Source organism: Nocardiopsis sp. CA-288880 (genome assembly GCF_050955985.1).
In the GTDB taxonomy this organism is placed as follows: domain Bacteria; phylum Actinomycetota; class Actinomycetes; order Streptosporangiales; family Streptosporangiaceae; genus Nocardiopsis; species Nocardiopsis tropica.
In genome coordinates, this window is sequence record NZ_CP192105.1 from 87,491 (window position 1) to 110,258 (window position 22,768).

Below are 22,768 nucleotides of genomic sequence, written 5' to 3' on the forward strand. Positions count from 1 at the left end.
GCCCCAGGCCACACGGGGCCGGAACGGCGGACGGGCCGCACCCCTCGGGGTACGGCCCGTCGTCCCGCTCTGCGGAGCCCCTACTGCCAGGCCGGGTGCCACTCCTGCGGACGGAAGTCCTGCGGGCGGAAGACGAAGCCGTCCGGCCCCTCCTGCCCCGGCGGAGTCCCGCCCTCGCCCGGCGGGGTCCCCTCCCCCGGGCCCGGAGGGGTCTCCTCGGAGTCCGTCGGCGGCTCCTCCTCCGCCGGTGCCGTCGCGATCGTGACGGTCACCGTGGTGTTCGGCGCGACCATCTGCGCCGCCTCGGGCGACTGGGAGATGACCGTGCCCTCCGGCTGGTCCGCCGTCTCCTGCTCCTGGAAGGAGGCGCTCAGGCCCACCTGGCCCAGGGCGGACTCGGCTCCCCCGCGGGTCATGCCGCGGAGGTCGGGCACCGCCACCTGGTCGGGTCCGGAGGAGATGTACAGCGTGATCGCCGTGTCCGGGGAGGCGTCCTCGCCCGCGGCCGGGTCGGTGCCGATGGCATTGCCCTCGGCGACGCTGTCGTCCGACCTCTGTTCCGGGGTGACGTTCTCGAAGCCCGCCTCGTTCAGGGTGCTGACGGCGTCGGCCTCGCTCTGGTTCTCCACGGAGGGGATCGCCACGTCGCCCGGACCGGAGGAGACGAAGAGGACGATCTCCTCCGTCACCGCGGTCTCGCTGTCGGCGGGCGGGTCGGTCTCGATGACCGTGCCCTCCTCGACCTCGTCGTCGGCCCGGGGCTCGGAGGTGACGTCCTCGAAGCCCGCCTCGGTGAGGGTCGCCCGGGCCTCCTCCTCGGTGGATCCGGCGACCGACGGCACCGGCACCGTCTCAGGTTCGGAGGGACCCCGGTTGAACAGGACGAACACCAGGATCAGGGAGGCGATCACGCCGACGGCGAGGAGGACCCAGAGGGCGGCCTTGCCGGCGCCGCCCTTCTTCCGCTCGTCGTCGTAGCGGTCGTCGTAGCGGTCGTCCTCGTACCGGTCGTCGTAGTCGTCGTACCGGTCGTTCGAGGGGGGGAGCGCCGTCGTCGCACCGGCGGTGGCCATCGCCATGGTGCCCGCCTGGGTGGGCATCCCCGCCAGGCCGCGCTGGATGTCCGCCCGCATCTCGGCGGCGTTCTGGTAGCGCTCCTCGCGGTCCTTGGTCATGGCCCGGAGGGTGATGTCCTCCAGCCAGTCGGGAATCTGCGGGTCCACCTCGGTCGGCGGCACCGGGTCCTCGCGCACGTGCTGGTAGGCGATCGACACGGGGGAGTCGCCGGTGAACGGCGGCCGGCTCGTGAGGAGCTCGTAGAGCACGCAGCCCGTCGAGTAGATGTCGCTGCGGGGGTCCACCCGCTCGCCGCGCGCCTGCTCGGGCGACAGGTACTGGGCGGTGCCGATGACCTGCGAGGCCTGGGTCATGGTCGCCTGGTCGTCGTTCATCGACCGGGCGATGCCGAAGTCCATCACCTTGACCTCGGCGTTGCGGGTCAGCATCACGTTCGCGGGCTTGATGTCGCGGTGGACGATCCCGTTGTCGTGGCTGTACTCCAGCGCCTTGAGGATGCCGTCGACCAGTTCGGCGGAGCGTTCCGGCAGGAGCCTGCGGTCGTCGTCCAGGAGCTCCTTGAGGGTGCGCCCGTCCACGTACTCCATGACGATGTAGGGGATGGACACCCCCTCGACCATGTCCTCGCCGGTGTCGTAGACGGCGATGATGGCCGGGTGGTTCAGCGAGGCGGCCGACTGGGCCTCCCGCCGGAACCTCGCCTGGAACACGTGGTCGCGTGCCAGGTCGTGTCGGAGGGTCTTGATGGCGACGAGCCGGTCGAGCCGCAGGTCGCGCGCGCGGTAGACCTCGGCCATGCCACCGCGCCCGACGACGACGTCGAGCTCGTAGCGTCCGCCAAGGAGCCGGGGCTGGGACATGTCGTGCACTGATCCTTGTGTCTTCCGGAAGCCGCCCGTGGGCCGCCGCCTACCCTGAGCGTCTCTCGCTCATTGCCTCGGTATCGAGATGCTGTCGGGGGGAGGTCCTCCGCCGTTGTCCTCGCCACCCGGGTCCGGGGGCGGGGGTTCCTCCTCGCCCGGTGTCTCCTCCTCCGACCCGTCGTCCTCGCCGTCCTCGGGAGGACTGCTCTCCTCTTCGTCCTCCTCCGGGAGGGATGGCTCCGTCGTCGGGGACGGCTCGGTCTCCGGCGACCAGTCCGGCTGGTTGTCCGGCACCACGGGGACGTCCACCGGGTCGGACTCCTCCGGTTCCTCCGAAGGTGAGGAGGACGGCGAAGGACTCGTGGCCGGCGGCTCCACCGCGTCACGCATGGGATCCACCTCTTGGTTGCCTCCGTAGAGGAAACCGGCCACCACCGCGGCGACGATCAGGACCGTCGCCGCGACCGCGGCGAGCACCACGGGGGCGCTGATCCGGCGTTCGGAGGTCCCTGCAAGCCTAGCGGAGTCCTCTTCCCCCACCGGGGTCACAGCCGCCTGACCGGCGGTTCGCCGGGACACCGGCCCCGTCCCGGGGTCGGGGACCGCGCCCACCACCATGGTCTGGGCCATGCCGTTGAACCCCGCGGAGGGGGTCGGCGGCCCGGTGCCCGCGTTGGAGCGGATGACCGCGGCCAGGTGGGCGACCTCGCTCGCCGAGGCCGGCCGCTCCTCGGGCTCCTTGAGGAGCAGGGAGGTCACCAGGTCGTCGATGTCGGCCGGGATGTCGTCGGGGAGTTCCGGCGGTTCGTCGCGGGTGTGCGCGAGCGCCAGCGCGACCGGGCTGTCGCCGGTGAACGGCGGGGTCCCGGCCAGGCACTCGTAGGCCACCACGCCGAGCGCGTACAGGTCCGACGAGGAGGTCGCCGGTCGGCCCGACGCCTGCTCGGGCGAGATGTACTGGGCGGTCCCCATGACCATGCCGGTCTGGGTGAGGGTCACCGACATGTCGCCGCGGGCGATGCCGAAGTCGGTCAGCTTGAGCTGCCCGTCCGGGGTGACCAGCAGGTTGCCCGGCTTGATGTCGCGGTGCACCACACCGCGCGCGTGCGCGGCCGCGAGCGCCTTGGCCGCCTGGCAGACGAAGTCGAGGGTCTGGTCCGGGCTGAGGTGGCCCTGTTCGCGCAGGACCTGGGAGAGGGGGTTGCCGACCACCAGTTCCATGATCAGGAAGGCGCGGCCGTCCTCCTCGCCGTAGTCGAAGACCTGCGCGATCCCGGGGTGCGAGAGGCCGGCGGTGATCCGGCCCTCGGTGCGGAACCGCTCCCGCGCGGTGGGCTCGGCCATCTGCGAGGGGTGGAGGAGTTTCACGGCGACGGGCCGGTTGAGCAGGGTGTCGGTGGCCTTCCAGACCGTACCCATGCCTCCCGAACCCACCTGTTCCTCCAGGCGGTAACGGTCGCTCAGAACGGTCCCGGTGAGATCACCGGGACCGTTCCGGGAAGACGGCTCGTAGGCACTCACTACTGAACCACTGCCTCCATCATCTGACGGGCGATCGGAGCGGCGAGCTCGTTTCCGCTGCCGCCGCCGAACTCGACGACGACCGCGACGGCGACCTGCGGGTCGTCGGCGGGGGCGAAACCGATGAACCAGTTGTGTGTGCTCTCCGTGCCCGTCTCGGCGGTGCCGGTCTTGCCGGCCACCTGGACGTTGGGGATCGCCGCGTTGGTACCCGAACCGCCCTCGCCGGTGACCAGGACCATCATCTCGGTCAGGTCCTCGGCCGTACTGGCGCTGACGGCCTGGGAGTAGCTCTCCGGACTGGTCTGCGTGATCACGGACAGGTCCGAGTCGCGTACCGCGTCCACCACGTAGGGTCGCATGACCTCGCCGTCGTTGGCCACACCCGCGGCCACCATCGCCATCTGGAGCGGGGTCGCCTCGACGTTGGACTGGCCGATGCCGGCGCGGCCGAGGATGTTGCGGTCCTCCTCCGGGGGCGCGAAGCTCGGGGTCACGCCGAGGGGGATCTCGAGCTCCTCCCCCTCCGGCGGGTTGAACCCGAACTTGGTGGCCTGCTCCGAGAGGGCGGTGCCGCCCATCTCGATCGCCCAGTTGGCCATCGAGGTGTTGCAGGAGATCTGGATGGAGTGGGCCAGGGTGTCGGGCTGGCCGCCGTTGCAGGTCCCGCCGGGGGTGGCGTTGGGCAGGTCGTGCCCCAGCGACAGCCGGTCGGGCGCGTCCATGGTGCTGTCCGGGCCCGCGTCGAGGGTCTCGATGGCCGCCGCGGCGGTCACCACCTTGAACGTCGACCCCGGGGGGTAGCGCTCGTTGAGGGCCCGGTTGAGCAGCGGCTTGGCCGGGTCGTTCTCCAGCGCCACGTAGTTGTTGGTGGCGTCCTCGAGGTCGGTGATGCTGACGACCTCGTTGGCGTCGTAGGACGGGTAGGACACCGCGCCCAGGACTGCCCCGGTGCTGGGGTCGATCGCGACGGCCGCGCCGTTCTTGCCGCCCAGGCCCGCGAAGGCCTCGTAGCCGGCCTCCTGCACCTCGGGGTCGAGGGTCAGCTGGACCTGCGCCCCCTCGGGCTCGCGGCCGGTGATGATGTCGCGGAAGTTGCGCACGGCCAGGCGGTCGTCGGACCCGTCGAGCAGGGTGTTCTCGGTGTCCTCGACACCGGAGGCGCCGTACGTGCGGAAGGAGCCGACGATCGGCGTGTACAGGCCGCCGCCGGTGTACTCGCGCTGGTAGCGGGCGGGCTCGCCCTCCGGGGAGACGTTCTCCGAGAAGGCGACGTTCTCCCCCGCGACCTGGATGGGGCCGCGCGGTTCGCTGAGGCGCTCGCTGTACGTGCGCCGGTTGAGCGGGTCGGCGCGGATGGAGTCCGCCTGGAAGCCCTGGATCCAGGTGATGTTGAGCATCAGGATCCCGATGAGGATCAGGGCGAAAACGCTCAGCCTGCGGATGGGTGTGTTCATCGTCGGATCACCTGGGTCGCGCCCTCGTCCTGGATCGACTGCGGTGCCGGGCGGCGCGCGTTGTCACTGATGCGGAGCAGGATGCCCATCATGATCCAGCTCGCCATCAGCGCCGAACCGCCGGCGGCCATGAACGGCGTGGTGGAACCGGTGAGCGGGATGACGCGGGAGATGCCGCCGAGCACGATGAACACCTGGTACGCGAGGACGAACGCGATGCCGCTCGTCAGGAGCTTGTTGAACGGTCCGGTCGCCGCGAGCGCGATGCGCATGCCGCGCTCCACCAGGAGGCCGAGGACCATGAGCACGGCCAGCAGGCCGGTCAGGCCGAGCTCCTCCCCGATGGACGCGAGGATGAAGTCGCTGTCCGCGGCGAAGGTGTTGTGGGCCTGGCCGCCGCCGATGCCCGTGCCGAAGAGTCCGCCGTAGGCCATGCCGACCAGGCCCTCCACGAGCTGCTGGCTGCCGCCGACCGCCTCGTAGACCTCCTGGTCGAACGTGTTGATCCAGATGTTGACGCGGGCCCGGACGTGCCAGAAGAGGAAGTAGGCGAGCGTCGCGCCGCCGGCGAACATGACCAGGCCGATGGTCACCCACGAGGAGCGCTGCGTGGCCACGTACAGCATCGCCAGGAACGTGCCGAAGAGCAGCAGGGAGGTGCCCAGGTCGCGCAGGACCACCAGCATGCCGATCGCCAGCAGCCAGCCGACCAGGATCGGGGCCAGGTCGCGGGCGCGGGGCAGCTCGATGAGGGTGAAGCGGCCGACCTTGATCGGCTTGCCGACGATCTGCAGCACCTGGCGCTTGCTCATCAGGTAGGACGCCAGGAAGATCACCAGGGCGATCTTGGCGAACTCCGACGGCTGCATGGTGAACGGGCCGATCTTGATCCACAGCTGGGCGCCGTAGACGGCGTGGCCCAGGCCCGGGATGATCGGGAGCATCAGCAGCACGATCGCGACCAGGGCGCTGATGTAGGTGTAGCGCTGAAGGATCCGGGGGTCCTTCAGGAAGACGATGATCAGGAAGCAGCAGATCAGGCCGACCGCGGTCCAGACGAGCTGCATGCCGACGCCGGCGCCCTCGATGTTCTCCTCGTGGGAGGCGTTCAGGCGCCAGATCATCGCCACGCCGATCCCGTTCAGGAACAGGGCGCACGGCATGATCAGCGGGTCCGCGTAGGGGGCGAGGAAGCGCATCGCCACGTGGGCGACGGCGGAGAGGGCGCCGAAGGTCAGGCCCACGGTCCACATCGCGGAGGGGACCCGGCCGTTGAGGTTGAGGCCGGCGATCGCGATGCCCGCCATCGTGATGAGGATCGCGATGACGGTGAGGACCAGTTCGGCGTTGCGCCGTTTGACCGGGGGCAGCGCGGTCGGCGCCTCCGGTGCTGACGTGCTGCTCAAGCCGGACTCACCCGGTCCCTTCCTCGGAGCCGGTCCCCCGGTCGCCGCCGGCGGGGCCCGAGCCCTGGTTCAGCCTCTCGACGCTCTCCCGCGCGGCCTCGAGGCTCTCCGCGGGGATCGTGTTCTCCACGGCGTCGCGGTCCGCGTCCGCCAGGGAGTCGAGGGCGATCTCGGTGTCCTCCAGCTCGTCCGACAGGCTGAAGCCGGCGATGTCGGTGTTGATGCCCTGGTAGATCGCGACGTTGCCGTTGGAGGACGGGCCGACGTAGTACTGGCTGTCCACGTACTGGCGGCCGAAGTAGTAGGTGGCCCCGGCGACGACCGCGACCACGACCACGAACACCAGCACCATGGGCCACCAGCGCCTGGTGCGGTACTCGGCGTCGGGCTCGGAGCGGCCCCGCCGGTCGGCCGGCGGCGCCTCGTAGTCGTCGTAGCCGCCGTACTGCTCCTGGAAGGCGGGCTCGCCCGGGGCGTCGTCCCGCACGGGGTCCATCTCGGCGGTGTCCCCGCCGGTGCCGCGCAGTTCCTGCGCCCGTCTCGCGGGCGAGTCGTTGCCCTGCTCCGCGGCGTCGGGCTGCTGGTCGGCGGCGCCGACGACCTGGGCGGCGGGCGTGGGGCCCTCGCGGTCGGTGTCGGTCTCGATGACGTCGGCGACGACCACGGTGATGTTGTCCGGGCCGCCCCCGCGGATGGCCAGCTCGATGAGCTTCTTGGACGCTCCGCGCGGGTCGGACTCGGTCGCGAGGGTCTCGTGGATGGTCTTCTTGCTGACCACCCCGGAGAGCCCGTCGGAGCAGAGCATGTAGCGGTCGCCGACCTTGGCGTCGTTGATGGAGATGTCGGGGTCGACCGGGCTCTTGCCGTCCAGGGCGCGCAGGATGAGGGACCGCTGCGGGTGCGTGGCGACCTCCTCCTCGGTGATCTTGCCCTCGTCCACCAGGGTCTGCACCAGGGTGTGGTCGTGGGTGATCTGCTCGAAGCGGGGGCCGCGCAGCAGGTAGGCGCGCGAGTCGCCGATGTGGATGAGCGCGACGCGGGAGCCGGACCACAGCATGGCCGTCAGGGTGGTGCCCATGTTCTCCAGCTGCGGCTCCTCCATGATCCGGCGGGAGAGGGAGGCGTTCGCCTGCTCGACGGCGCGCTGGAGGACCTCGGGCATCTCGTCCGACGTGTGGGTCTCGGAGTCGAGGCGGCGGATCGAGGAGATCGCGATGGAGCTGGCCACCTCACCGCCCGCGTAACCGCCCATGCCGTCGGCCACAGCGAGGAGGTGCTGGCCGGCGTAGCCGGAGTCTTCGTTGCCTTCGCGGAGGCATCCAACATCGGAGTACGCCGCGTATCGGAGAGCGATTGTCATTTGCGCAGTTCCAGGACGGTTTTGCCGATACGGATGGGCTGACCCACCGTGATGGGCTGGGGGCGGTTCAGCTTCTGCTGGCCGAGGTAGGTGCCGTTGGTCGAGTTGAGGTCTTCGACGAACCAGCGGCCGTTCTCGGAGTAGACGCGCGCGTGCCGGCCCGAGGCGTAGTCGTCGGTGATGACGAGCGTCGAGTCGGGGGCGCGTCCGATGGTGATGGGTTGGGACCCCAGGTCGACGGTGGTGCCGGAGAGGGACCCCTGGGTCACGGCCAGCACGGTCGGCTCGTTGCGGCGCTTGCGCTGCGGCCGGGCCTGGGAGTGGGAGGGGGCGGGCGCCTCCCTGCGCTGGGCGGGGCGCGGGCCGGGCCGGGGCTTCTTCCGCGGTTTCTTCTTGGACGGGCCGAAGAGGTCCGTGCGAATGACGCCGACCGCCGTGAGGACGAACAGCCAAAGCACCGCGAGATACGCGATCTTGATCAATATGAGGGTCAAGTTGGACATCGAACTGCTCTTCAGCCCCTGTCGTGCTTCGGCCGGGGTAGCGGTCATCGGCGCCGCCACCGTGTCTTCCCCACCTTCGGGTCGGTGAGTGTCGAGGTCGCTGGTCGCGGCCTGCGGCCGCGGTCCTTGTGCCCGATCGGTCAGGTCTTCGCGGAGACTACCTTCCCGACCGGATATCCGACAGCAGGTCCGTATTCGACCCGCCCCGGGTACGACCTGTCAGACGCCGACGGAACGGTGTTGGTTGCGGTTCGCGCCGGGCCTGATCGGTCGATTGTGGCGGGGTTCTCAGTCGCGCCGGAACGTCATGGTGGTGCGGCCGAGGCTGATCCTGCTGCCGTCCACCAGACGGGCCTGCCTGACCTGCTGGCCGTTGACGAAGGTCCCGTTCGTGGACCCCTTGTCCACGAGGACGGCCTCGTCCCCGTCCAGGCGGATCTCCACGTGGTGACGGGAGACACCGTTGTCGACCAGTCGGAGGTCGCAGTCGGTGCCGCGGCCCAGAAGGGTCACCGGGGTCGTCAGCTCGAAGGACTGCTGCATGCCGTGGCTGGCGATGCTGCCCTCCGCGGTGGCGCCGCCCGGCGAGATCAGCAGGCGCGGACGCCCGCTCTGCTGCTGGCCGGCGGGCTGGCCGGGGTCGCCGACGGGCTGTCGGACCTCTCCCTCCGGACCGACCATGGTGCCGCGCACGACGCCGGAGCGGATGCGGAAGCGGCCGGTCTTGAGGCCCTCGTCGGACCTGAAGTGGACCCGGACCGGACCGACGAAGGAGTAGCCCTGCTCCGTCGCGTAGTCACGGGCGAGCTTGGACAGTTCCTGGCCGAGGCTGTCGGCGTAGACTTCGAGCCGTTCCTTGTCGCTGGCCGCGAGCTCGACGATGAAGTCGTTCGGGACCAGGGTGCGGCCCTGGGCGACGATGGCTGCCCGCTCGTCCATCTCACGCTGGACGGCGCTCGCCACCTCGACCGGCTGGAGCTCGGACTTGAAGGCCATCGCGAAGGTGCCTTCGATCATGCCCTCAAGCCTGCGCTCGAAGCGTTGGAGCACTCCCACGAGGTACCTCCCTTTTGTACTCCACTTCGTATGTGTAGACGATCGTAACCGGGCCCGGGTGTCCCTGGTTTCAGGCGCACCCCCGGGAGGGGGTCCGGGAAGGCCCCGGAGGAGGGGCCGAAATCGGTGTGCGACCCACGTTCAGACCGTGCTAGCCTTATCCATGTCGCCAGGGGAAACGGACGAAAAGCCCGGATCACCTGGCCACACAACTGAATGCGAGTCATCCGGGCGGGTGGCGGAACGGTAGACGCGCACGGTTCAGGTCCGTGTGTCCGAAAGGATGTGAGGGTTCAAATCCCTCCTCGCCCACTTTATCCGAAGCGGCCCTGGCCACCAGTAGACCTGGTGACCAGGGCCGCTTCGCTGTCGGCGGGCACTCCGCCCCCGGCGCCGCTCCGCCCCGGACGGCGGTCCCGGGCGGGGAGATCGTGAACCGATCGTCACCGGGAGTCCGACCGGACGGTGTGGCGCCGGGGACGGCCGCCGCACGGACGGATACGCCTGGATGGGACACTTCGGGCGTGGGAATCACCGAACGACTTCACGAGATCGGGCGACCGCTGGTCGCCGAGCAGCTGGCGCACCCGACCGTCGCGGGCATCTCCCGGGGAGACCTCGACGACCGCGCCTTCCGCTACTGGCTGGAGCAGGACCACCTCTACCTGCTCGACTACGCGCGCGCCTTCTCCCGCCTGGCCTGGCAGGCGCCCGACGACCACCTCGCCGACCTGGTCGGCATCGCGCACAGCACCCTCGACGAGGAGCTGGAGCTGCACCGCTCCCTGTCCGGGGAGTTCGGCGCGGACCTGACCGTGAAGGACAAGGGCCCGGCCTGCGCCGCGTACACGTCGTGGCTCCTCGACGCCGCCGCCGACTACCGGGACGGCCTCGCCGCCGTCTACCCCTGCATGTGGGGCTACAACCAGCTGGGGCTGGCGCTCGCCGGGAACCGCCCGGAGGAGCCGCGCTACCGGCGGTGGGTCGACACCTACGCCGATCCCGGCTTCACGCGGCTGACGGAGCGGTACGGGCGCATGCTGGAGGAGGCCCGCCCCGACCCGGAGCGCGCGGAGCGCTTCTTCCTGGAGGGCATGCGCCACGAGGTCGCCTTCTGGGCCACCCCGTGGACACCCTGACGGCGTGCGGGAGCCGAGGCCCCGGGGCCGGGCCCCCGCGCGCCGGCGCCCCGGTCAGGGGTTGAGGACCGCGTCCACGGACTCGAAGCGGTCGACCTCGCACCCGCCGACCTTGTTGAACTCGGTGTCGACCTCGGTGTCCTCGACGTGCCCGGTGACGCGGACGACCTCGGGGCCGCCCATGATCATCGTGCACATCATGTCGCTGGTGTCGAGGACGAACGGCTCCGCGCCGACCTCGTCGATCCGGGCGCACGCCGCCTCGGGGTCGGGGTGGTCGCCGCCGGCCGGAGCACAGGTGAGGGTCCAGGTCCCCTCCTCGTAGCCGGACTCGGGCGACAGCGACTCCTCGTCGTTCAGGGAGCGCTCGATCGTCAGCTCGACCTCGGCGTCGCCGCCGCCGGTCGCGCCGTCGTCTCCCTGTTCCTCCCCGTCGCCGGAGGAGGAGGGTTCGGTGGTCTGGTCGGACTCGGGTGCCGGAGCGTTCACCTCTGCGGGATCGTTGCCGCAGGCCGTGATAAGCAGGCCGAGGGCCGCGAGAGCGGCGAGGCGGGCCGGCAGAGCCGTCGCGAGGGTGTGCAGTGACATACCGCTTCGACGTGGCGCGCCCGTGCCGGGTTCCCCGGTTCCTCACATTTTTCGCATCATCACGACACAGGGGGTCACATTGTTCGGGAACGGTGTTCCGGAGACCGGCGCCACCGAGGTGCCCGAGGGCGCCTACCTGCTCGACGTCCGCGAGGACGACGAGTGGAACGCGGGCCGCGCGCCCGGGGCCGTCCACATCCCGCTCGGGGAGCTGGGGCAGCGGGCCTCCGAGGTCCCGCAGGACAGGAGGGTCTACGTGGTCTGCCGTGTCGGCGGCCGCTCCGCCCAGGCCGTCGCGGCGCTGAACCAGGCCGGCTGGGACTCGGTCAACGTGTCCGGCGGGATGCGGGCCTGGGAGCACGCCGGGCGCGCCATGGAGGCGGGCTCCGGCGAGGAGCCGAGGGTCCTGTGAGTCTCCTTCGGGGCGGAATTTGATCGGATTGTGCAAAGCCCTGCCACTCGGCGGCTTTCGGGTGGCACTATGACGTCGTGAGTTCCGAGCGCGCGCCCCTCAGCGCCGAAGCCGTGCTGGCCTCGTCAGCGGACGCGGTGGTCGGTCTCGACAGCGAGCTCCGGGTCACCGTGTGGAATCCGGCCGCCGAGCGCATGTTCGGCTGGAGCGCGGACGAGGTGCTCGGCGGCGAGCTGCCGATCGTCCCCGCCGAGCTGAAGGGCGAGCACGGCGCGGTGCTCGAACAGGTGCGCGCCGGGAACCCGCTGGCGGTGTACACGCGCCGGGTGCGCAGGGACGGCACGGTCGTCGACGTCCGGGTCGGCGCCAACCGGGTGGCCGGGGCCGACGGCCGTTTCCTCGGCTGGGTGCTCAACCTCCACCCCTCCGACAACGACGTGCAGGCGCAGCGCTCGGCCATGGAGCGGGCCAGGCTGGTGCGCCGGCTCACCGACGTGGTCGTGGACATCAACGCGGACCTCAGCCTCAAGTCGGTGCTCGACCGGATCTCCCGGGGCATCACCGAGCTGACCGGCGCGGACGCGGGAGGGTTCGTCCTCCTCGACGAGGACCGCGTGGAGCTGGTGAGCATCTCGGCCCTGTCCGAGGAGCTCCAGGGGTTCACCGCCCCGCTGGAGGACAGCCTGTTCGGGGAGCTGCTGCGCAGCGGCAAGTCCGTCCTGCTGGCCAACGAGGACACCCGCGGCCTCCAGGACCTGGTCTGGGCCGACCTCCCCGGCCTGCACACCATCGCCCTGTGCGTGACCAACGTGCACGGCCGCCCGTACGGCGCCCTCTACGCGCTCTACAGCCAGCGCAAGGTGGGGCACATCGAGCTGGAACTGCTCGAACTCCTCGCCGCGCACGCCGGGGTGGCGATCGGCAACGCCCTGGCCTACGAGGAGCTCAACCTCCAGCGCGTCCACGAACAGGCCGTGGCCGACTCCAGCGCCGACGGGATCGCCGTGCTGGACTTCGGCGGCCGGGTGCGCAAGTGGAACCGCTCGGCGGTGGAGCTGACCGGCTACCCGTTGGAGGCGGTCGAGGGCCGGCACCCGCCCTTCCCCCTGCCCGCGTGCCACGGCCAGCCCGTCAAGCACAAGCTCAAGGACGGCCGCTGGCTGGAGATCCTCATGGCGAGGATCCCCCGCACCCACGAGTGGGTGGTGGACTTCCGCGACATCACCGCGCAGAAGGCCATGGAGGAGGAGCGCGAGGACTTCCTGGCCACCAGCGGCCACGAGCTGCGGACCCCCATCACGGTGATCCACGGCTACGCGACCACCCTCATGCGCAAGTGGGCGCGGCTCACCCCTGACTCGCAGTACGAGGCGGTCGGCACCATCGCGGACCGGTCCTCGGCCCTGGTGACCCTCGTGGACCGGCTCCAGCTGGGATCGGACGTCTCGCGCGGGGAGATCCGGGTCAGCCGGGACAGGTTCGACCTGCTCGACGTGCTGAGGCAGGCGGTCAGCGCGTTCCGGCCGCTCTCGGACCGGCACGAGGTCTCCCTGGACGGGCCCGACGAGCTCCCGGCGACGGCGGGGGACTCCCTGGCCACGGGCATGATCATGGACCAGCTGCTGGACAACGCCCTCAAGTTCTCGCCGGAGGGCGGCCGCGTGCACGTCACCGCCAGGGCGGAGGAGGAGGCCGTCGCGGTCACCGTGGACGACGAGGGCGTGGGGCTGCGCCCGGGGGACGAGGAGCGGATCTTCGACCGCTTCGTGCAGGCGGGGGCGCGCGGGGACGGGGAGACCGGTTTCGGCGGGCTGGGGCTGGGTCTGTACATCGTGCGGCAGCTGGCCCGCGACCAGGGCGGGGACGTGACCGCCCAGCGGTTGGAACAGGGGACCAGGATGCGCTTCACGGTGCCGCTGCACCGTGGCGAGGCGCCGGACCCCGGGGAGGGAGAGGACGCCGGGGCGGAGGAGTCCCCCGTGGCGGCCGCGGTGCGCACGGGCGTCACAGGTGGGGCGCAGGTGACAGACATCTCCCACCAGCCACCTGCGTCCCAAAAAACTACAAAAACCTCTTCAACCCCCGAAACCCTGTCACGACAGCGATCCGTGCGCCGGAGCGCCAGCCCCACCCCGTGATTCATCTCGACGTGGGTTTCCTTCCGAGGTGATCGGGGCATTTCCACCCCTGGTGGAATTCGCTGCCACACTTCGGGCGGGTTCCGGTCCGCCCGAGAGAGCACGAACGCGCAGGGACAGAACGTGTCAGGTGACAGCACCCCAGTTGATTCCGGGGACCGCCCGCAGAAGGTCGAGCGGAGCGTCGTACTCCCCTACGACCCGGCGAGCGTGGCGGGAGCCCGGCAGCGGCTGTGCGGGGACCTGCACGCGATGGAACTCGGTGAGGACCGCGTCGACGACGCCGCCCTCGTCCTGAGCGAACTCGTCAGCAACGCCCTCCGCCACGCCAGCCCCCTGCCCACGCCGGGCAATCCCGAGAACTCCGTCGGCGTGTCCTGGAGGGTCGAGGTGGACCGCGGTCCGCGCCCCGGGGGCTGGGTGGAGATCTCGGTGCGCGACGGCGGGTCCAGCACGATGCCCCGGGTGGCGATGCCCTCCGTGTCCGGGCTGGGCGGCCGGGGCCTGGGCATCGTCCAGACCCTGTCGGGCCGCTGGGGCACCGAGATGGACGCGACGACCACCACGGTGTGGGCGGTCCTGGAGCTCTCCGCGGACGACGTCGGCCGCGCGGAGCGGGGGACGGACGCGGACCGCGGCTGCGGTGTCGTCGACCAGCTCGTGGACCGGAGGGCCGCCGACGTCGTCGAGCTGCGCCTCCACCTCCGTGACGACCAGCGGGCCCGGAGCGCGCTGCTCTGAGGCGCCCCACGAGGGGACTCCGGCGTCGGCACCCGGAGGAACGTGACCGATGTAGCGAAACACCGTCAACACACCGTCACCGAAGTGGCCCGGGGATGGACGGGACGCTACAGTCACGTCCGTGGAGTTGAAGATATCAAGCCGATCTCAAGAAGACGTCGCGGTGGTAACCGTGGGCGGTGAGATCGACCTGTACACGGCGCCCCAGTTGCGCAGCGAGCTCGTCGGAGCCCTGGAGGACGGGGCGCGGCGGCTGGTCATCGACATGTCGCGGACGGAGTTCTGCGACTCGACGGGCATCAGCGTGCTGCTCTCCGCCATGAAGCGCGCCCGTGACAAGGGCGGTGAACTGGAGCTCGTGGCGCCCAAACCGGCCGTCATGAAGGTCCTGGAGGTCACCGGACTGGTCGAGGTGTTCGTCATCCACGCCGATCTCGACGCGTTGCCGGTGGCCGCGGGGACCGGCAAGGCCCAGTAGACGGGGCGCGGGGTGCGCGAGGGGGAGGCCGGCGGCCCGGAGGAGACCGGGGTCGCCGTGGTGATCGCCGCCAAGGACGAGGCCGAGCGGGTCGCCAGCACCGTGCGCGCCGCCCGCGACCTGCCCGGCGTCGACCTGGTCGTCGTGGTCGACGACGGTTCCGCGGACACGACGGCGGACGTCGCGCTCCGGGCCGGCGCGCGCGTGTTCAGGCACAGCCGCAACCGGGGCAAGGGAGCGGCGATGGAGACGGGCGCCGAGGGCGTCCGGCTCATCGAGGAGGACGAGGCGGAAGCCGGTACGCGCCGCCCGCCCCGGCACCTGCTGTTCCTCGACGCCGACCTGGAGGGCACGGCCTCGGGGGCCGCCCCGCTGATCGAACCGGTCGGCACGGGGAAGGCCGACATGACCATCGCGCTCTTCCCCGCCACCCGCATGCGCCTGGGCGGACACGGTTTCGTGGTGCGCCTCGCCCGGGGCGGGGTCAGCCGGGCCACGGGCTGGGAGCCGGAGCAGCCGCTCAACGGCCAGCGCTGCCTGACGCGCGCGGCCTTCGAGGCGGCCAGGCCGCTGGCGCCCGGCTTCGGGGTGGAGACCGGCCTCACCATCGACGTGCTCCGGGCGGGGTTCCGCGTGGAGGAGGTGGAGGTGCCGCTGGAGCACCGGGCCACCGGTACCGACCTCAGGGCGCAGATGCACCGCGCGCACCAGTTCACGGACGTGGCGAGGGCCCTGATGGCCAGGGGGCTCCGGCCGGCGGTCCGGCGCGGATGGGACAGGGCCCTGGGGCGCACGACGTTCACGCGACGGCAAATGTCGCGAAAACTCGGGCACAGGGATCGGAGAAATGGCCGGGAGTGACACCATAGGTGCGTTGCGTAGCGATACGCTCGCGCTGTGTTCACTACGCTCATTGCCTCGCTGGGTCTGATCGCCGGCCTGGGCGGACTCGCCCTCGGCGGATACGCCCTGAACAGGGCCCGCGCGCTCGGCGACGAAACCAAGGTCCTGGCCACCCGCACGGCCGCGGTGGGTGCCTCGGGCGTCGACCCGTTCGCCGTCCGTGACGTGGCCGTACTGCACTACGACGCCCTGGAGGAGATGTCGGGCACCCGCTCCTTCTCCCTCGCACTGCTCAACGGCCAGGGCGACGGAGTCGTCCTCACCTCCATCAACGGCCGCACCGAGTCGCGCACCTACGCCAAGGCCGTCGTGCGCGGCGAGGGCCGCGTCCTGCTCAGCCCGGAGGAGGACCGCGTGGTCCGGTCGGCCCGGCTGGGCAACGGCGTCGGCGCCCTCGTGCCGGCTCCCTCGGCCCCCGTGGACCCGGTCGGGACCGCGGCCGCCGAGGCCGCGGTGACCGGCTCCGACGGCAGCGGCGCGGAGCCCGCGCCGGACCCCCTGGTCACGGTGCTGTCAGCCGTGGAGGACATGGACGACATGGACGACATGGACGACGCGGAGGGCTGCGACGCGGACGACCGCTCCGGGGACGGGGAGGGCGCCGGGCAGGAGGACGGCGCCGGGATCCGCGCCTCGGTCGGGGACGCGGGGGACGGCGTCCCGGAGGCCGCGGCGAGCGCCGGCCGCACGTCCGGGGGCGCGGGCTCCCTGAAGGAGAAGGTGGACGGGAGCACCTCCGCCCGCGGGTGACCCACCGCCAGGCCGACGTGCTCGTCCCCAGGAGCCACCCGCCGCCCACCGGTCCGTATAGCCTGGCACCATGCCCAACCGCTACGCCTACCTCGGCCCCGAGGGCACCTTCACCGAGGCCGCGCTGCGCGCGCTGCGCCCCGAGGCGCCCGACGGGGCGCGCGTCCCGTGCGACGGCGTCGCCGCGGTCTTCGACGCCGTCCGGACCGGCACGGTGGACGGCGGCGTCGTCCCGCTGGAGAACTCGGTGGAGGGCGGCGTCACCGCCACCATCGCCGAGCTCGTCAACGGGGAGCCGCTCCTCATCACCGGTGAGACGGCGATCCCGGTCGAGTTCGCGCTGTTCGCCCGGCCCGGCACCGTCCTGGAGGACGTCAAGCGGGTGGCCACCCACCCCCACGCCCTCGCCCAGTGCCGCGGCTGGCTCGCCCGGAGGCTGCCCGACGCGGAAACGCACACGGTCTCCTCCACCGCCGCCGCCGCCCGCACGGTCTCCGAACCCGGCGCGCCCTACGACGCGGCGATCTGCGCGGTGATCGCGGGCGAGCGGTACGGGCTGCACGCGCTCGCCGTCGGGATCGGCGACCGCGGCGGGGCCGCCACCCGGTTCATCTACCTGTCCAGGCCCGGCGCGGTCTCCGCGCCCACCGGGGCCGACCGGACCTCGCTGGTCGCCTTCATCTCCGAGGACCACCCCGGCGCCCTGATCGAGGTGCTCAGCCAGTTCTCCGTCCGCGGGGTCAACCTCACCCGGCTGGAGTCGCGCCCCACCGGGGACAAGCTCGGCAGCTACTGCTTCTGCATCGACGCGGAGGGCCACGTGGCCGAGGCCCGCGTCGGCGAGGCCCTCATGGGCATCCGGAGGGTCTGCCGGGACGTGCGCTTCCTCGGCAGCTACCCGCGGGGCGGCGAGGCCGTCGAGACCGACCCCCCGCTCCGGCCCCGTCCGGCCACCGACGCGGAGTTCGCGGAGGCGGAGCAGTGGCTGGCGCGCATCCGTGCCGGACACGTCGACTGACGACCGCGCCGGCCGCCCCGGGCGGCGGCCCCGCGGCTGCCTCCTCCACAGCGGTCCCCCCGCACGCGGGCGGGGGAGCCGGGCGGTGTTCCACACCAGGAGACCGGAGAACGGAGTCCCCCTGCACGCGGTCGGGGAAGGGTTCCGGCGCTGCGCAGCGAGCTGCTGCGCCGGGGGTCCCCCCGCACGCGTGAGGGGGAGCCGCCACCGTGCGTCGGCGGCGCGGTCCGGGGAAACGATGTGACCGCCGCCGAGCCCGGGCGGTAACCTGCAAGACGTGATCGACCTTCGCGCTCTTCGAGAAGACCCCGAACGACTCCGCGCCTCGCAGCGCGCCCGCGGGGAGGACCCCTCCGTCGCGGACCGGCTGCTCGAACTCGACTCCGGCCGCCGCGCCGCGCTGACCCGGTTCGAGACGCTGCGCGCCGAGCAGAAGAGTGTGGGCAAGTCCGTCTCCAAGGCCTCCGCGGAGGACCGCGAGGAGCTTCTGACCAAGGCCAAGTCGCTCGCGGCCGAGGTCAAGGAGGCCGAGGCCGAGGCCGGCCGCCTCGCCGAGGAGCTGGCAGCCGTCCTGGCCCGCGTCCCCAACATCGTGGAGGCGGACGCGCCCGAGGGCGGCGTGGACGACTTCCGGGTCCTGGAGACCGTCGGGACGCCGCGCGAGTTCGACTTCACGCCGCGCGACCACCTGGAGCTGGGCGAGATGCTCGGCGCCATCGACATGGAGCGCGGCGCCAAGGTCTCGGGGTCCCGCTTCTACTTCCTCACCGGCGTGGGCGCCCAGCTGGAGCTGGCACTGCTCAACATGGCGATGAACCAGGCCGTGGCCGCGGGCTTCACCGCGATGGTCCCGCCGGTCCTGGTCAAGCCCGAGACCATGGAGGGCACCGGCTTCCTCGGCGAGCACGCCGACGAGGTGTACCGGCTGGCCGCGGACGACCTGTACCTCGTGGGCACCTCCGAGGTGCCGCTGGCCGGGTACCACGCCGGGGAGATCCTGGCCGCCGACGACCTGCCCAACCGGTACGTGGGCTGGTCGACGTGCTTCCGCCGCGAGGCCGGCTCCTACGGCAAGGACACCAGGGGCATCATCCGGGTCCACCAGTTCAACAAGGTGGAGATGTTCGTGTACGCCCACCCGGACCGGGCGCACGAGGAGCACGAGCGGCTCCTCGCCTGGGAGCGGGAGATGCTCGACAAGCTGGAGCTGCCCTACCGCGTGGTGGACATCGCCGGGGGCGACCTGGGCACCAGCGCCGCCCGCAAGTTCGACTGCGAGGCGTGGGTCCCCACCCAGGAGACCTACCGCGAGCTGACCTCCACCTCGAACTGCACCGATTTCCAGACCCGGCGCCTCAACGTGCGGTTCCGGGGGGAGGACGGCAAGCCCCGCTTCGCCGCCACCCTGAACGGGACGCTGGCCACCACGCGGTGGATCGTCGCCATCCTGGAGAACCACCAGCGCGCGGACGGCTCCGTGGTCGTCCCCGAGGCGCTGCGCCCCTTCCTGGGCCTCGACGTCCTGGAGCCGGTGAAGGCCCGGTAGCACCCGTGCACGCGAGGAGCCCCCGCCCGGGAAGGGCGGGGGCTCCCCGCGTGCGGGACCCGGACTACAGGTAGGGGCCGGAGCCGTGCGGCTCGTCGCCGGCCACGGACGGGCCGTCCTGGGCCTGGAGGCCGGAGAGGCCGGGCGGCAGCGCCTTGCGCATGTTCTCCAGCTGGGCCCTGGCCGCCATCTGCTGGGCGAACAGGGTCGTCTGGATGCCGTGGAACAGGCCCTCGAGCCAGCCCACCAGCTGCGCCTGGGCGATGCGCAGCTCCGCGTCGCTGGGCGCCGACCCGTCCGCGAACGGCAGGGTCAGCCGGTCCAGCTCCTCGATGAGCTCGGGGGCGAGGCCGTCCTCGAGCTCCTTGATCGAGGAGGTGTGGATCTCCTTGAGTCGGGTGCGGCTGGCCTCGTCCAGCGGAGCGGCCTTCACCTCGTCCAGGAGCTGGCGGATCATGCTGCCGATCCGCATCACCTTGGCGGGCTGCTCCACCATGTCGGCGAGGGAGCGGGGCTCCTCCGCGCCGTCGTCGTCGGCCCCGTCGTGCTGGTCGACCCCCATGACCAGTACCTGGGGCTCGTCCTTCTGGTCGTCTGCGCTGCTCATCAGTTCCCTTACGTGGATGTACCGGCACGCCGTCAGAGGGTGAGGAGAATCTTTCCGGTGTGCGCGCTCGATTCCATGACGCGATGCGCCTCCGCCGCGTTCCGCATCGGTACAGAACGGTCCACGACGGGGCGGATGGCTCCTTGTTCTACCAACGGCCACACCTGCTCCAGTACTCCCGCGACGATGGCCGCCTTCTCGTCCAGGGGACGGGAGCGGAGCGTCGTCGCGTGTACGGAGAGCCTTTTCGCGAGCATACGCCCCAGATCGGCCTCGGCGCGGCGGCCTCCCATCAGGGCGATCATCGTGATGCGGCCGTTCGTCGCCAGCGAACGCAGGTTCGCGTCGAGGTAGGAGCCGCCCATGATGTCGAGGACGAGGTCGGCGCCGCCCTCCTCGCGCATGCGCTCGGCGAAGTCCTCGGTCCGGTAGTTGATCGTGATCTCGGCGCCCAGCTCGCGGCAGCGGGCCAGCTTCTCCTCGCTGCCCGCGGTGACCGCCACGCGGGCGCCCAGGGCCCGGGCGAACTGGACGGCGAAGGTGCCGATGCCGCTGCCCCCGCCGTGCACGAGGACGGTCTCCCCCGCGCGCAGCCCGCCGACCATCACGAGGTTGGACCACACCGTGGCGGCCACCTCGGGCAGGGCGGCGGCCTCGACCAGGCCCACGCCCTCGGGCACGGGGAGCAGCTGCCCCACGGGGACGGCCACCTTCTCCGCGTAGCCGCCCCCGGACAGGAGGGCGCACACGGGGTCGCCCACGGACCATCCGGAGTCCTCGGTGCCGGGGCCGAGCGCGGCCACGGTGCCCGAGCACTCCAGGCCCGGGTACTCGGAGGCGCCGGGCGGGGGCGGGTAGGTGCCCTGCCGTTGCGCGACGTCGGCGCGGTTGACCGCGCCGGCGGCCACGTCCACCAGGACCTCCCCCTCTCCTGCGACGGGGTCGGGAACCTCTGACCAGGCGAGGACCTCGGGTCCTCCCGCTGCGGTGATACGGATCGCGTGCATGAGCCAGACAGTACCCGGGGAGGTTCAGGGACGGTGCTACGGATTGCCCTGTCCACCGACCCCCGGGGGATGCTTCCCTGGGGTGGGGCGGGTATGAGTGACACCAGGAAGCGGATCCCGCCTCTCCCTTGTGGAGTGTCCCTTCCTTCACAGCACACCCCCTTCAAGCAGGAGAACTCCGGTGGCACACCAGGAACAGCATGGGACGGGTCGCAGCTCCGAGGCGGGTACGGGTTCGGAGGCCGAGGAGAGGACCGAGTCCCTCTGGGAGGGCACGGACGGGGTCGCCGAGGGGACCGGCGAACCGTCCGCCGAAGCCGCCTCGGAGCCGCCCGCGCCCACGCCGAGGGAGCAGTGGTTCGGCGGGTTCGAGGGGGCGGCCCCGCCCCCGCCCCCCTACGCCCGGCTGCCCGAGGACGCGCCTCCCCCGCTGCCGGGGACCGGCTACCAGGCGCCGCCGCCGGACGAGGACGACGGTCCGGGCGGCCCCGGTGCCCCGGAACGCCCCGAGGCCCCGGAGGACACCGCTGACTCCGACGACGAGACGCGGAGCTCCACGGTCCGGCTCCTGCCTGGCGCGGTCCGGCGGCCGCAGCGACCCCAACGGCCCCAGCGACCCCAGAGGCCCGCCCGTCCGGGCGGAGGCGGACCGGATCCCCTCGCACCGCGCAGGCTCCGGGGCGACTCCGACGTCCCCGAGCCCGAGCAGCTCCCGCCGCTCGACACCGAACGCCCGGCCCCCTCCGGGGCGGGCGCTGAGGACGGCCCGGAAACCGGTGCGGGTCCGGGACCGGAGCCGGGCGGGACCCCGGGACCGGACTCCGCACCGGACGAGCGACCGGCGCCGGGACGCGGGGCCGACGGGTTCGGAGCCGGTTCGGGGCCGACGCGTACCCCGGAGCCGGCCCCCGGACCCGGGCCGGCGGCGGGCCCGTGGGCGGACGACGAGCGCACCGACCCCCTCCGCCCCGCGGGGGCGGGTCCCTCCGACTCCGGCCCGGGGCGGTCCGAGCCGCTGCCGCGCCGCGGCCCCGAACCCCCGCCCACGCTCACCGGCCCGCGGGCCGGACTCGCGCCCGTGCCCGCGCGTCCCTCCGGGCAGCAGGTCCAGAGGCGCCCCGACCAGGAGGGGGAGACCGCCGACGCCCTCAACGCGGCCACGCTGGTGCGCAACCGGCGCCAGGGGCCGAGCGGCGGCTGGCGCCGCGCCGTGCACTCCGCCACCCTCGGCCTCGTCAACCCGGGGGAGTCCGCCAAGGTCCTGCGCCGGCGCGAACTGGTGGCCCGCGCCTGCACCCCCGTCGCGACCGGGCACCACCGGGTGGCGGTGCTCAGCCTCAAGGGAGGGGTGGGCAAGACCACCACCACGGTCGCGCTGGGCGCGACCCTGGCCTCGCTGCGCGGCGACCGGGTCCTCGCCGTGGACGCCAACCCCGACCGCGGCACGCTGTCGGACAAGGTGCGGCTGGAGACCGCCGCGACCATCCGCGACCTGCTCAACGAGCGCCACCTCGTGTCGCGCTACGCCGACATCCGCGGGTTCACGTCCCAGTCGCCCAGCCGCCTGGAGATCCTCGCCTCCGACCGCGACCCCGCCGTCTCCGAGGCGTTCAGCGACGGCGACTACCGCGAGGTGGCCCGGATAGTCGAGCACTTCTACTCCATCTGCATCACCGACTGCGGCACCGGCCTCCTGCACTCGGCGATGCGCGGGGTGCTCGGGCTCGCCGACCAGGTGGTCCTGGTCAGCTCCGCCTCCGTGGACGGGGCCCGCAGCGCCAGCGCCACCCTGGACTGGCTGGAGGCGCACGGCCACGGACCGCTCGTGCGCGGTGCCGTCGTGGTGCTGTCGATGGTGCGGTCCAACAGCAAGAGCAGTGTCGACCTCAACCGTCTGGAGGGCCATTTCGCGAGCAGGTGCCGCGACGTGGTCCGGGTGCCCTGGGACGGCCACCTCGAGGAGGGCGCCGAGGTCGACCTCGACCAGCTCGCCCCGGGGACGCGGGACGCCTACCTGCAGTTGGCGGCGTCGGTCGGGGAGGCGTTCGCCTGGCGCGGGTGAGGACGGTCGGGACGGGACACAACGCGCGGAGGGCGCCTCTCCGGTTTACGGGACCCGCTTCCGGACAATGGTGGGGAGGGAATCCGGGCACCAGGTGCTCCGCGGTGCCGCGCCGGGCCGCCGGCCGCCGTTCCGG

At 72.0% G+C, this 22,768-nt stretch carries 20 protein-coding genes and 1 tRNA gene; 11 read left to right on the forward strand and 10 right to left on the reverse strand.

Annotation, left to right across the window (positions count from 1 at the left end; translation table 11 throughout):
- Positions 1-80 precede the first annotated feature (80 nt).
- From pknB to ACQPYD_RS00450, 7 genes are all read right to left on the reverse strand, one after another.
- Positions 81-1,937: a Stk1 family PASTA domain-containing Ser/Thr kinase gene (gene pknB / locus ACQPYD_RS00420; RefSeq protein WP_433699287.1), complete on the reverse strand. Its 1,857-nt coding sequence runs from the start codon at positions 1,935-1,937 to the stop codon at positions 81-83.
- A 69-nt stretch (positions 1,938-2,006) separates the two neighbouring features.
- Positions 2,007-3,461, reverse strand: a complete 1,455-nt coding sequence (locus ACQPYD_RS00425) for a serine/threonine-protein kinase (protein ID WP_433699288.1) — start codon at positions 3,459-3,461, stop codon at positions 2,007-2,009.
- On the reverse strand, positions 3,461-4,918 hold the full coding sequence (locus tag ACQPYD_RS00430; RefSeq protein WP_433699289.1) for a peptidoglycan D,D-transpeptidase FtsI family protein: 1,458 nt from the start codon (positions 4,916-4,918) through the stop codon (positions 3,461-3,463). Before ACQPYD_RS00430 ends, ACQPYD_RS00425 begins: the two co-directional genes overlap by 1 nt.
- Positions 4,915-6,324, reverse strand: coding sequence for an FtsW/RodA/SpoVE family cell cycle protein (locus ACQPYD_RS00435; protein WP_267947415.1), 1,410 nt, complete (start codon positions 6,322-6,324; stop codon positions 4,915-4,917). Before ACQPYD_RS00435 ends, ACQPYD_RS00430 begins: the two co-directional genes overlap by 4 nt.
- Positions 6,325-6,331: 7 nt before the next feature.
- On the reverse strand, positions 6,332-7,684 hold the full coding sequence (locus tag ACQPYD_RS00440) for a Stp1/IreP family PP2C-type Ser/Thr phosphatase (protein ID WP_355012899.1): 1,353 nt from the start codon (positions 7,682-7,684) through the stop codon (positions 6,332-6,334).
- Entirely contained in the window at positions 7,681-8,187 is a 507-nt protein-coding gene (locus ACQPYD_RS00445) for an FHA domain-containing protein FhaB/FipA (RefSeq protein WP_267947417.1), read from the reverse strand. Before ACQPYD_RS00445 ends, ACQPYD_RS00440 begins: the two co-directional genes overlap by 4 nt.
- 288 nt (positions 8,188-8,475) lie before the next feature.
- Positions 8,476-9,237, reverse strand: coding sequence for an FhaA domain-containing protein (locus ACQPYD_RS00450; protein ID WP_267950197.1), 762 nt, complete (start codon positions 9,235-9,237; stop codon positions 8,476-8,478).
- A 235-nt stretch (positions 9,238-9,472) separates the two neighbouring features.
- On the opposite strand from ACQPYD_RS00450, the gene ACQPYD_RS00455 reads away from it, so the two are divergent.
- Positions 9,473-9,555 (forward strand) — tRNA-Leu (locus tag ACQPYD_RS00455).
- 212 nt (positions 9,556-9,767) lie between these two features.
- Positions 9,768-10,382 (forward strand): TenA family protein, encoded by a 615-nt coding sequence (locus ACQPYD_RS00460; RefSeq protein ID WP_433699290.1) that lies wholly within the window; start codon positions 9,768-9,770, stop codon positions 10,380-10,382.
- Between the two features lie 54 nt (positions 10,383-10,436).
- Here ACQPYD_RS00460 and ACQPYD_RS00465 read toward each other — a convergent pair whose 3' ends face one another.
- Positions 10,437-10,970 carry an SSI family serine proteinase inhibitor gene (locus ACQPYD_RS00465; RefSeq protein ID WP_433699291.1) on the reverse strand — a complete coding sequence of 178 codons (534 nt, stop codon included), beginning with the start codon at positions 10,968-10,970 and terminating at the stop codon, positions 10,437-10,439.
- Between the two features lie 79 nt (positions 10,971-11,049).
- Between ACQPYD_RS00465 and ACQPYD_RS00470 the strand changes: the two genes are divergently transcribed.
- The 8 genes from ACQPYD_RS00470 to serS all read left to right on the forward strand — a co-directional run bounded on the left by ACQPYD_RS00470 (position 11,050) and on the right by serS (position 18,956).
- Positions 11,050-11,382, forward strand: coding sequence for a rhodanese-like domain-containing protein (locus tag ACQPYD_RS00470; protein WP_267947420.1), 333 nt, complete (start codon positions 11,050-11,052; stop codon positions 11,380-11,382).
- Positions 11,383-11,459: 77 nt separating this feature from the next.
- The gene (locus ACQPYD_RS00475) at positions 11,460-13,520 is read left to right on the forward strand and encodes a PAS domain S-box protein (RefSeq protein ID WP_433699292.1); all 2,061 of its coding nucleotides are present in this window, start codon (positions 11,460-11,462) and stop codon (positions 13,518-13,520) included.
- Between the two features lie 123 nt (positions 13,521-13,643).
- Complete coding sequence (locus ACQPYD_RS00480) at positions 13,644-14,261, forward strand: ATP-binding protein (RefSeq protein ID WP_433699293.1); 618 nt, start codon at positions 13,644-13,646, stop codon at positions 14,259-14,261.
- Between the two features lie 163 nt (positions 14,262-14,424).
- The gene (locus ACQPYD_RS00485) at positions 14,425-14,739 is read left to right on the forward strand and encodes an STAS domain-containing protein (RefSeq protein WP_433701905.1); all 315 of its coding nucleotides are present in this window, start codon (positions 14,425-14,427) and stop codon (positions 14,737-14,739) included.
- Positions 14,740-14,751: 12 nt separating this feature from the next.
- Entirely contained in the window at positions 14,752-15,600 is an 849-nt protein-coding gene (locus ACQPYD_RS00490) for a glycosyltransferase family 2 protein (RefSeq protein ID WP_433699294.1), read from the forward strand.
- A gap of 36 nt (positions 15,601-15,636) precedes the next feature.
- Positions 15,637-16,392, forward strand: a complete 756-nt coding sequence (locus tag ACQPYD_RS00495; RefSeq protein WP_433699295.1) for a DUF4446 family protein — start codon at positions 15,637-15,639, stop codon at positions 16,390-16,392.
- A 70-nt stretch (positions 16,393-16,462) separates the two neighbouring features.
- Positions 16,463-17,410 (forward strand): prephenate dehydratase, encoded by a 948-nt coding sequence (pheA, locus tag ACQPYD_RS00500; RefSeq protein ID WP_330157953.1) that lies wholly within the window; start codon positions 16,463-16,465, stop codon positions 17,408-17,410.
- A 277-nt stretch (positions 17,411-17,687) separates the two neighbouring features.
- Entirely contained in the window at positions 17,688-18,956 is a 1,269-nt protein-coding gene (gene serS / locus ACQPYD_RS00505; protein ID WP_433699296.1) for a serine--tRNA ligase, read from the forward strand.
- A gap of 64 nt (positions 18,957-19,020) precedes the next feature.
- Here serS and ACQPYD_RS00510 read toward each other — a convergent pair whose 3' ends face one another.
- Both ACQPYD_RS00510 and ACQPYD_RS00515 read right to left on the reverse strand, forming a co-directional pair.
- Positions 19,021-19,563 (reverse strand): bacterial proteasome activator family protein, encoded by a 543-nt coding sequence (locus ACQPYD_RS00510; protein WP_276567181.1) that lies wholly within the window; start codon positions 19,561-19,563, stop codon positions 19,021-19,023.
- Positions 19,564-19,595: 32 nt separating this feature from the next.
- A complete protein-coding gene (locus tag ACQPYD_RS00515) occupies positions 19,596-20,570 on the reverse strand; it encodes an NAD(P)H-quinone oxidoreductase (RefSeq protein WP_433699297.1) in 975 nt (324 codons plus the stop codon).
- A gap of 181 nt (positions 20,571-20,751) precedes the next feature.
- Here ACQPYD_RS00515 and ACQPYD_RS00520 point away from each other — a divergent pair, with 181 nt between their 5' ends.
- Positions 20,752-22,632, forward strand: a complete 1,881-nt coding sequence (locus ACQPYD_RS00520) for an AAA family ATPase (RefSeq protein WP_433699298.1) — start codon at positions 20,752-20,754, stop codon at positions 22,630-22,632.
- Positions 22,633-22,768 lie beyond the last annotated feature (136 nt).

Coding starts and splice junctions, on each gene's coding strand:
- ACQPYD_RS00430 (WP_433699289.1), bottom strand. CDS start 4,918: ATGAACACACCCATCCGCAGGCTGAGCGTTTTCGCCCTGATCCTCATC.
- ACQPYD_RS00510 (WP_276567181.1), bottom strand. CDS start 19,563: ATGAGCAGCGCAGACGACCAGAAGGACGAGCCCCAGGTACTGGTCATG.
- ACQPYD_RS00445 (WP_267947417.1), bottom strand. CDS start 8,187: ATGTCCAACTTGACCCTCATATTGATCAAGATCGCGTATCTCGCGGTG.
- ACQPYD_RS00465 (WP_433699291.1), bottom strand. CDS start 10,970: ATGTCACTGCACACCCTCGCGACGGCTCTGCCGGCCCGCCTCGCCGCT.
- pknB (WP_433699287.1), bottom strand. CDS start 1,937: ATGTCCCAGCCCCGGCTCCTTGGCGGACGCTACGAGCTCGACGTCGTC.
- pheA (WP_330157953.1), top strand. CDS start 16,463: ATGCCCAACCGCTACGCCTACCTCGGCCCCGAGGGCACCTTCACCGAG.
- ACQPYD_RS00515 (WP_433699297.1), bottom strand. CDS start 20,570: ATGCACGCGATCCGTATCACCGCAGCGGGAGGACCCGAGGTCCTCGCC.
- ACQPYD_RS00440 (WP_355012899.1), bottom strand. CDS start 7,684: ATGACAATCGCTCTCCGATACGCGGCGTACTCCGATGTTGGATGCCTC.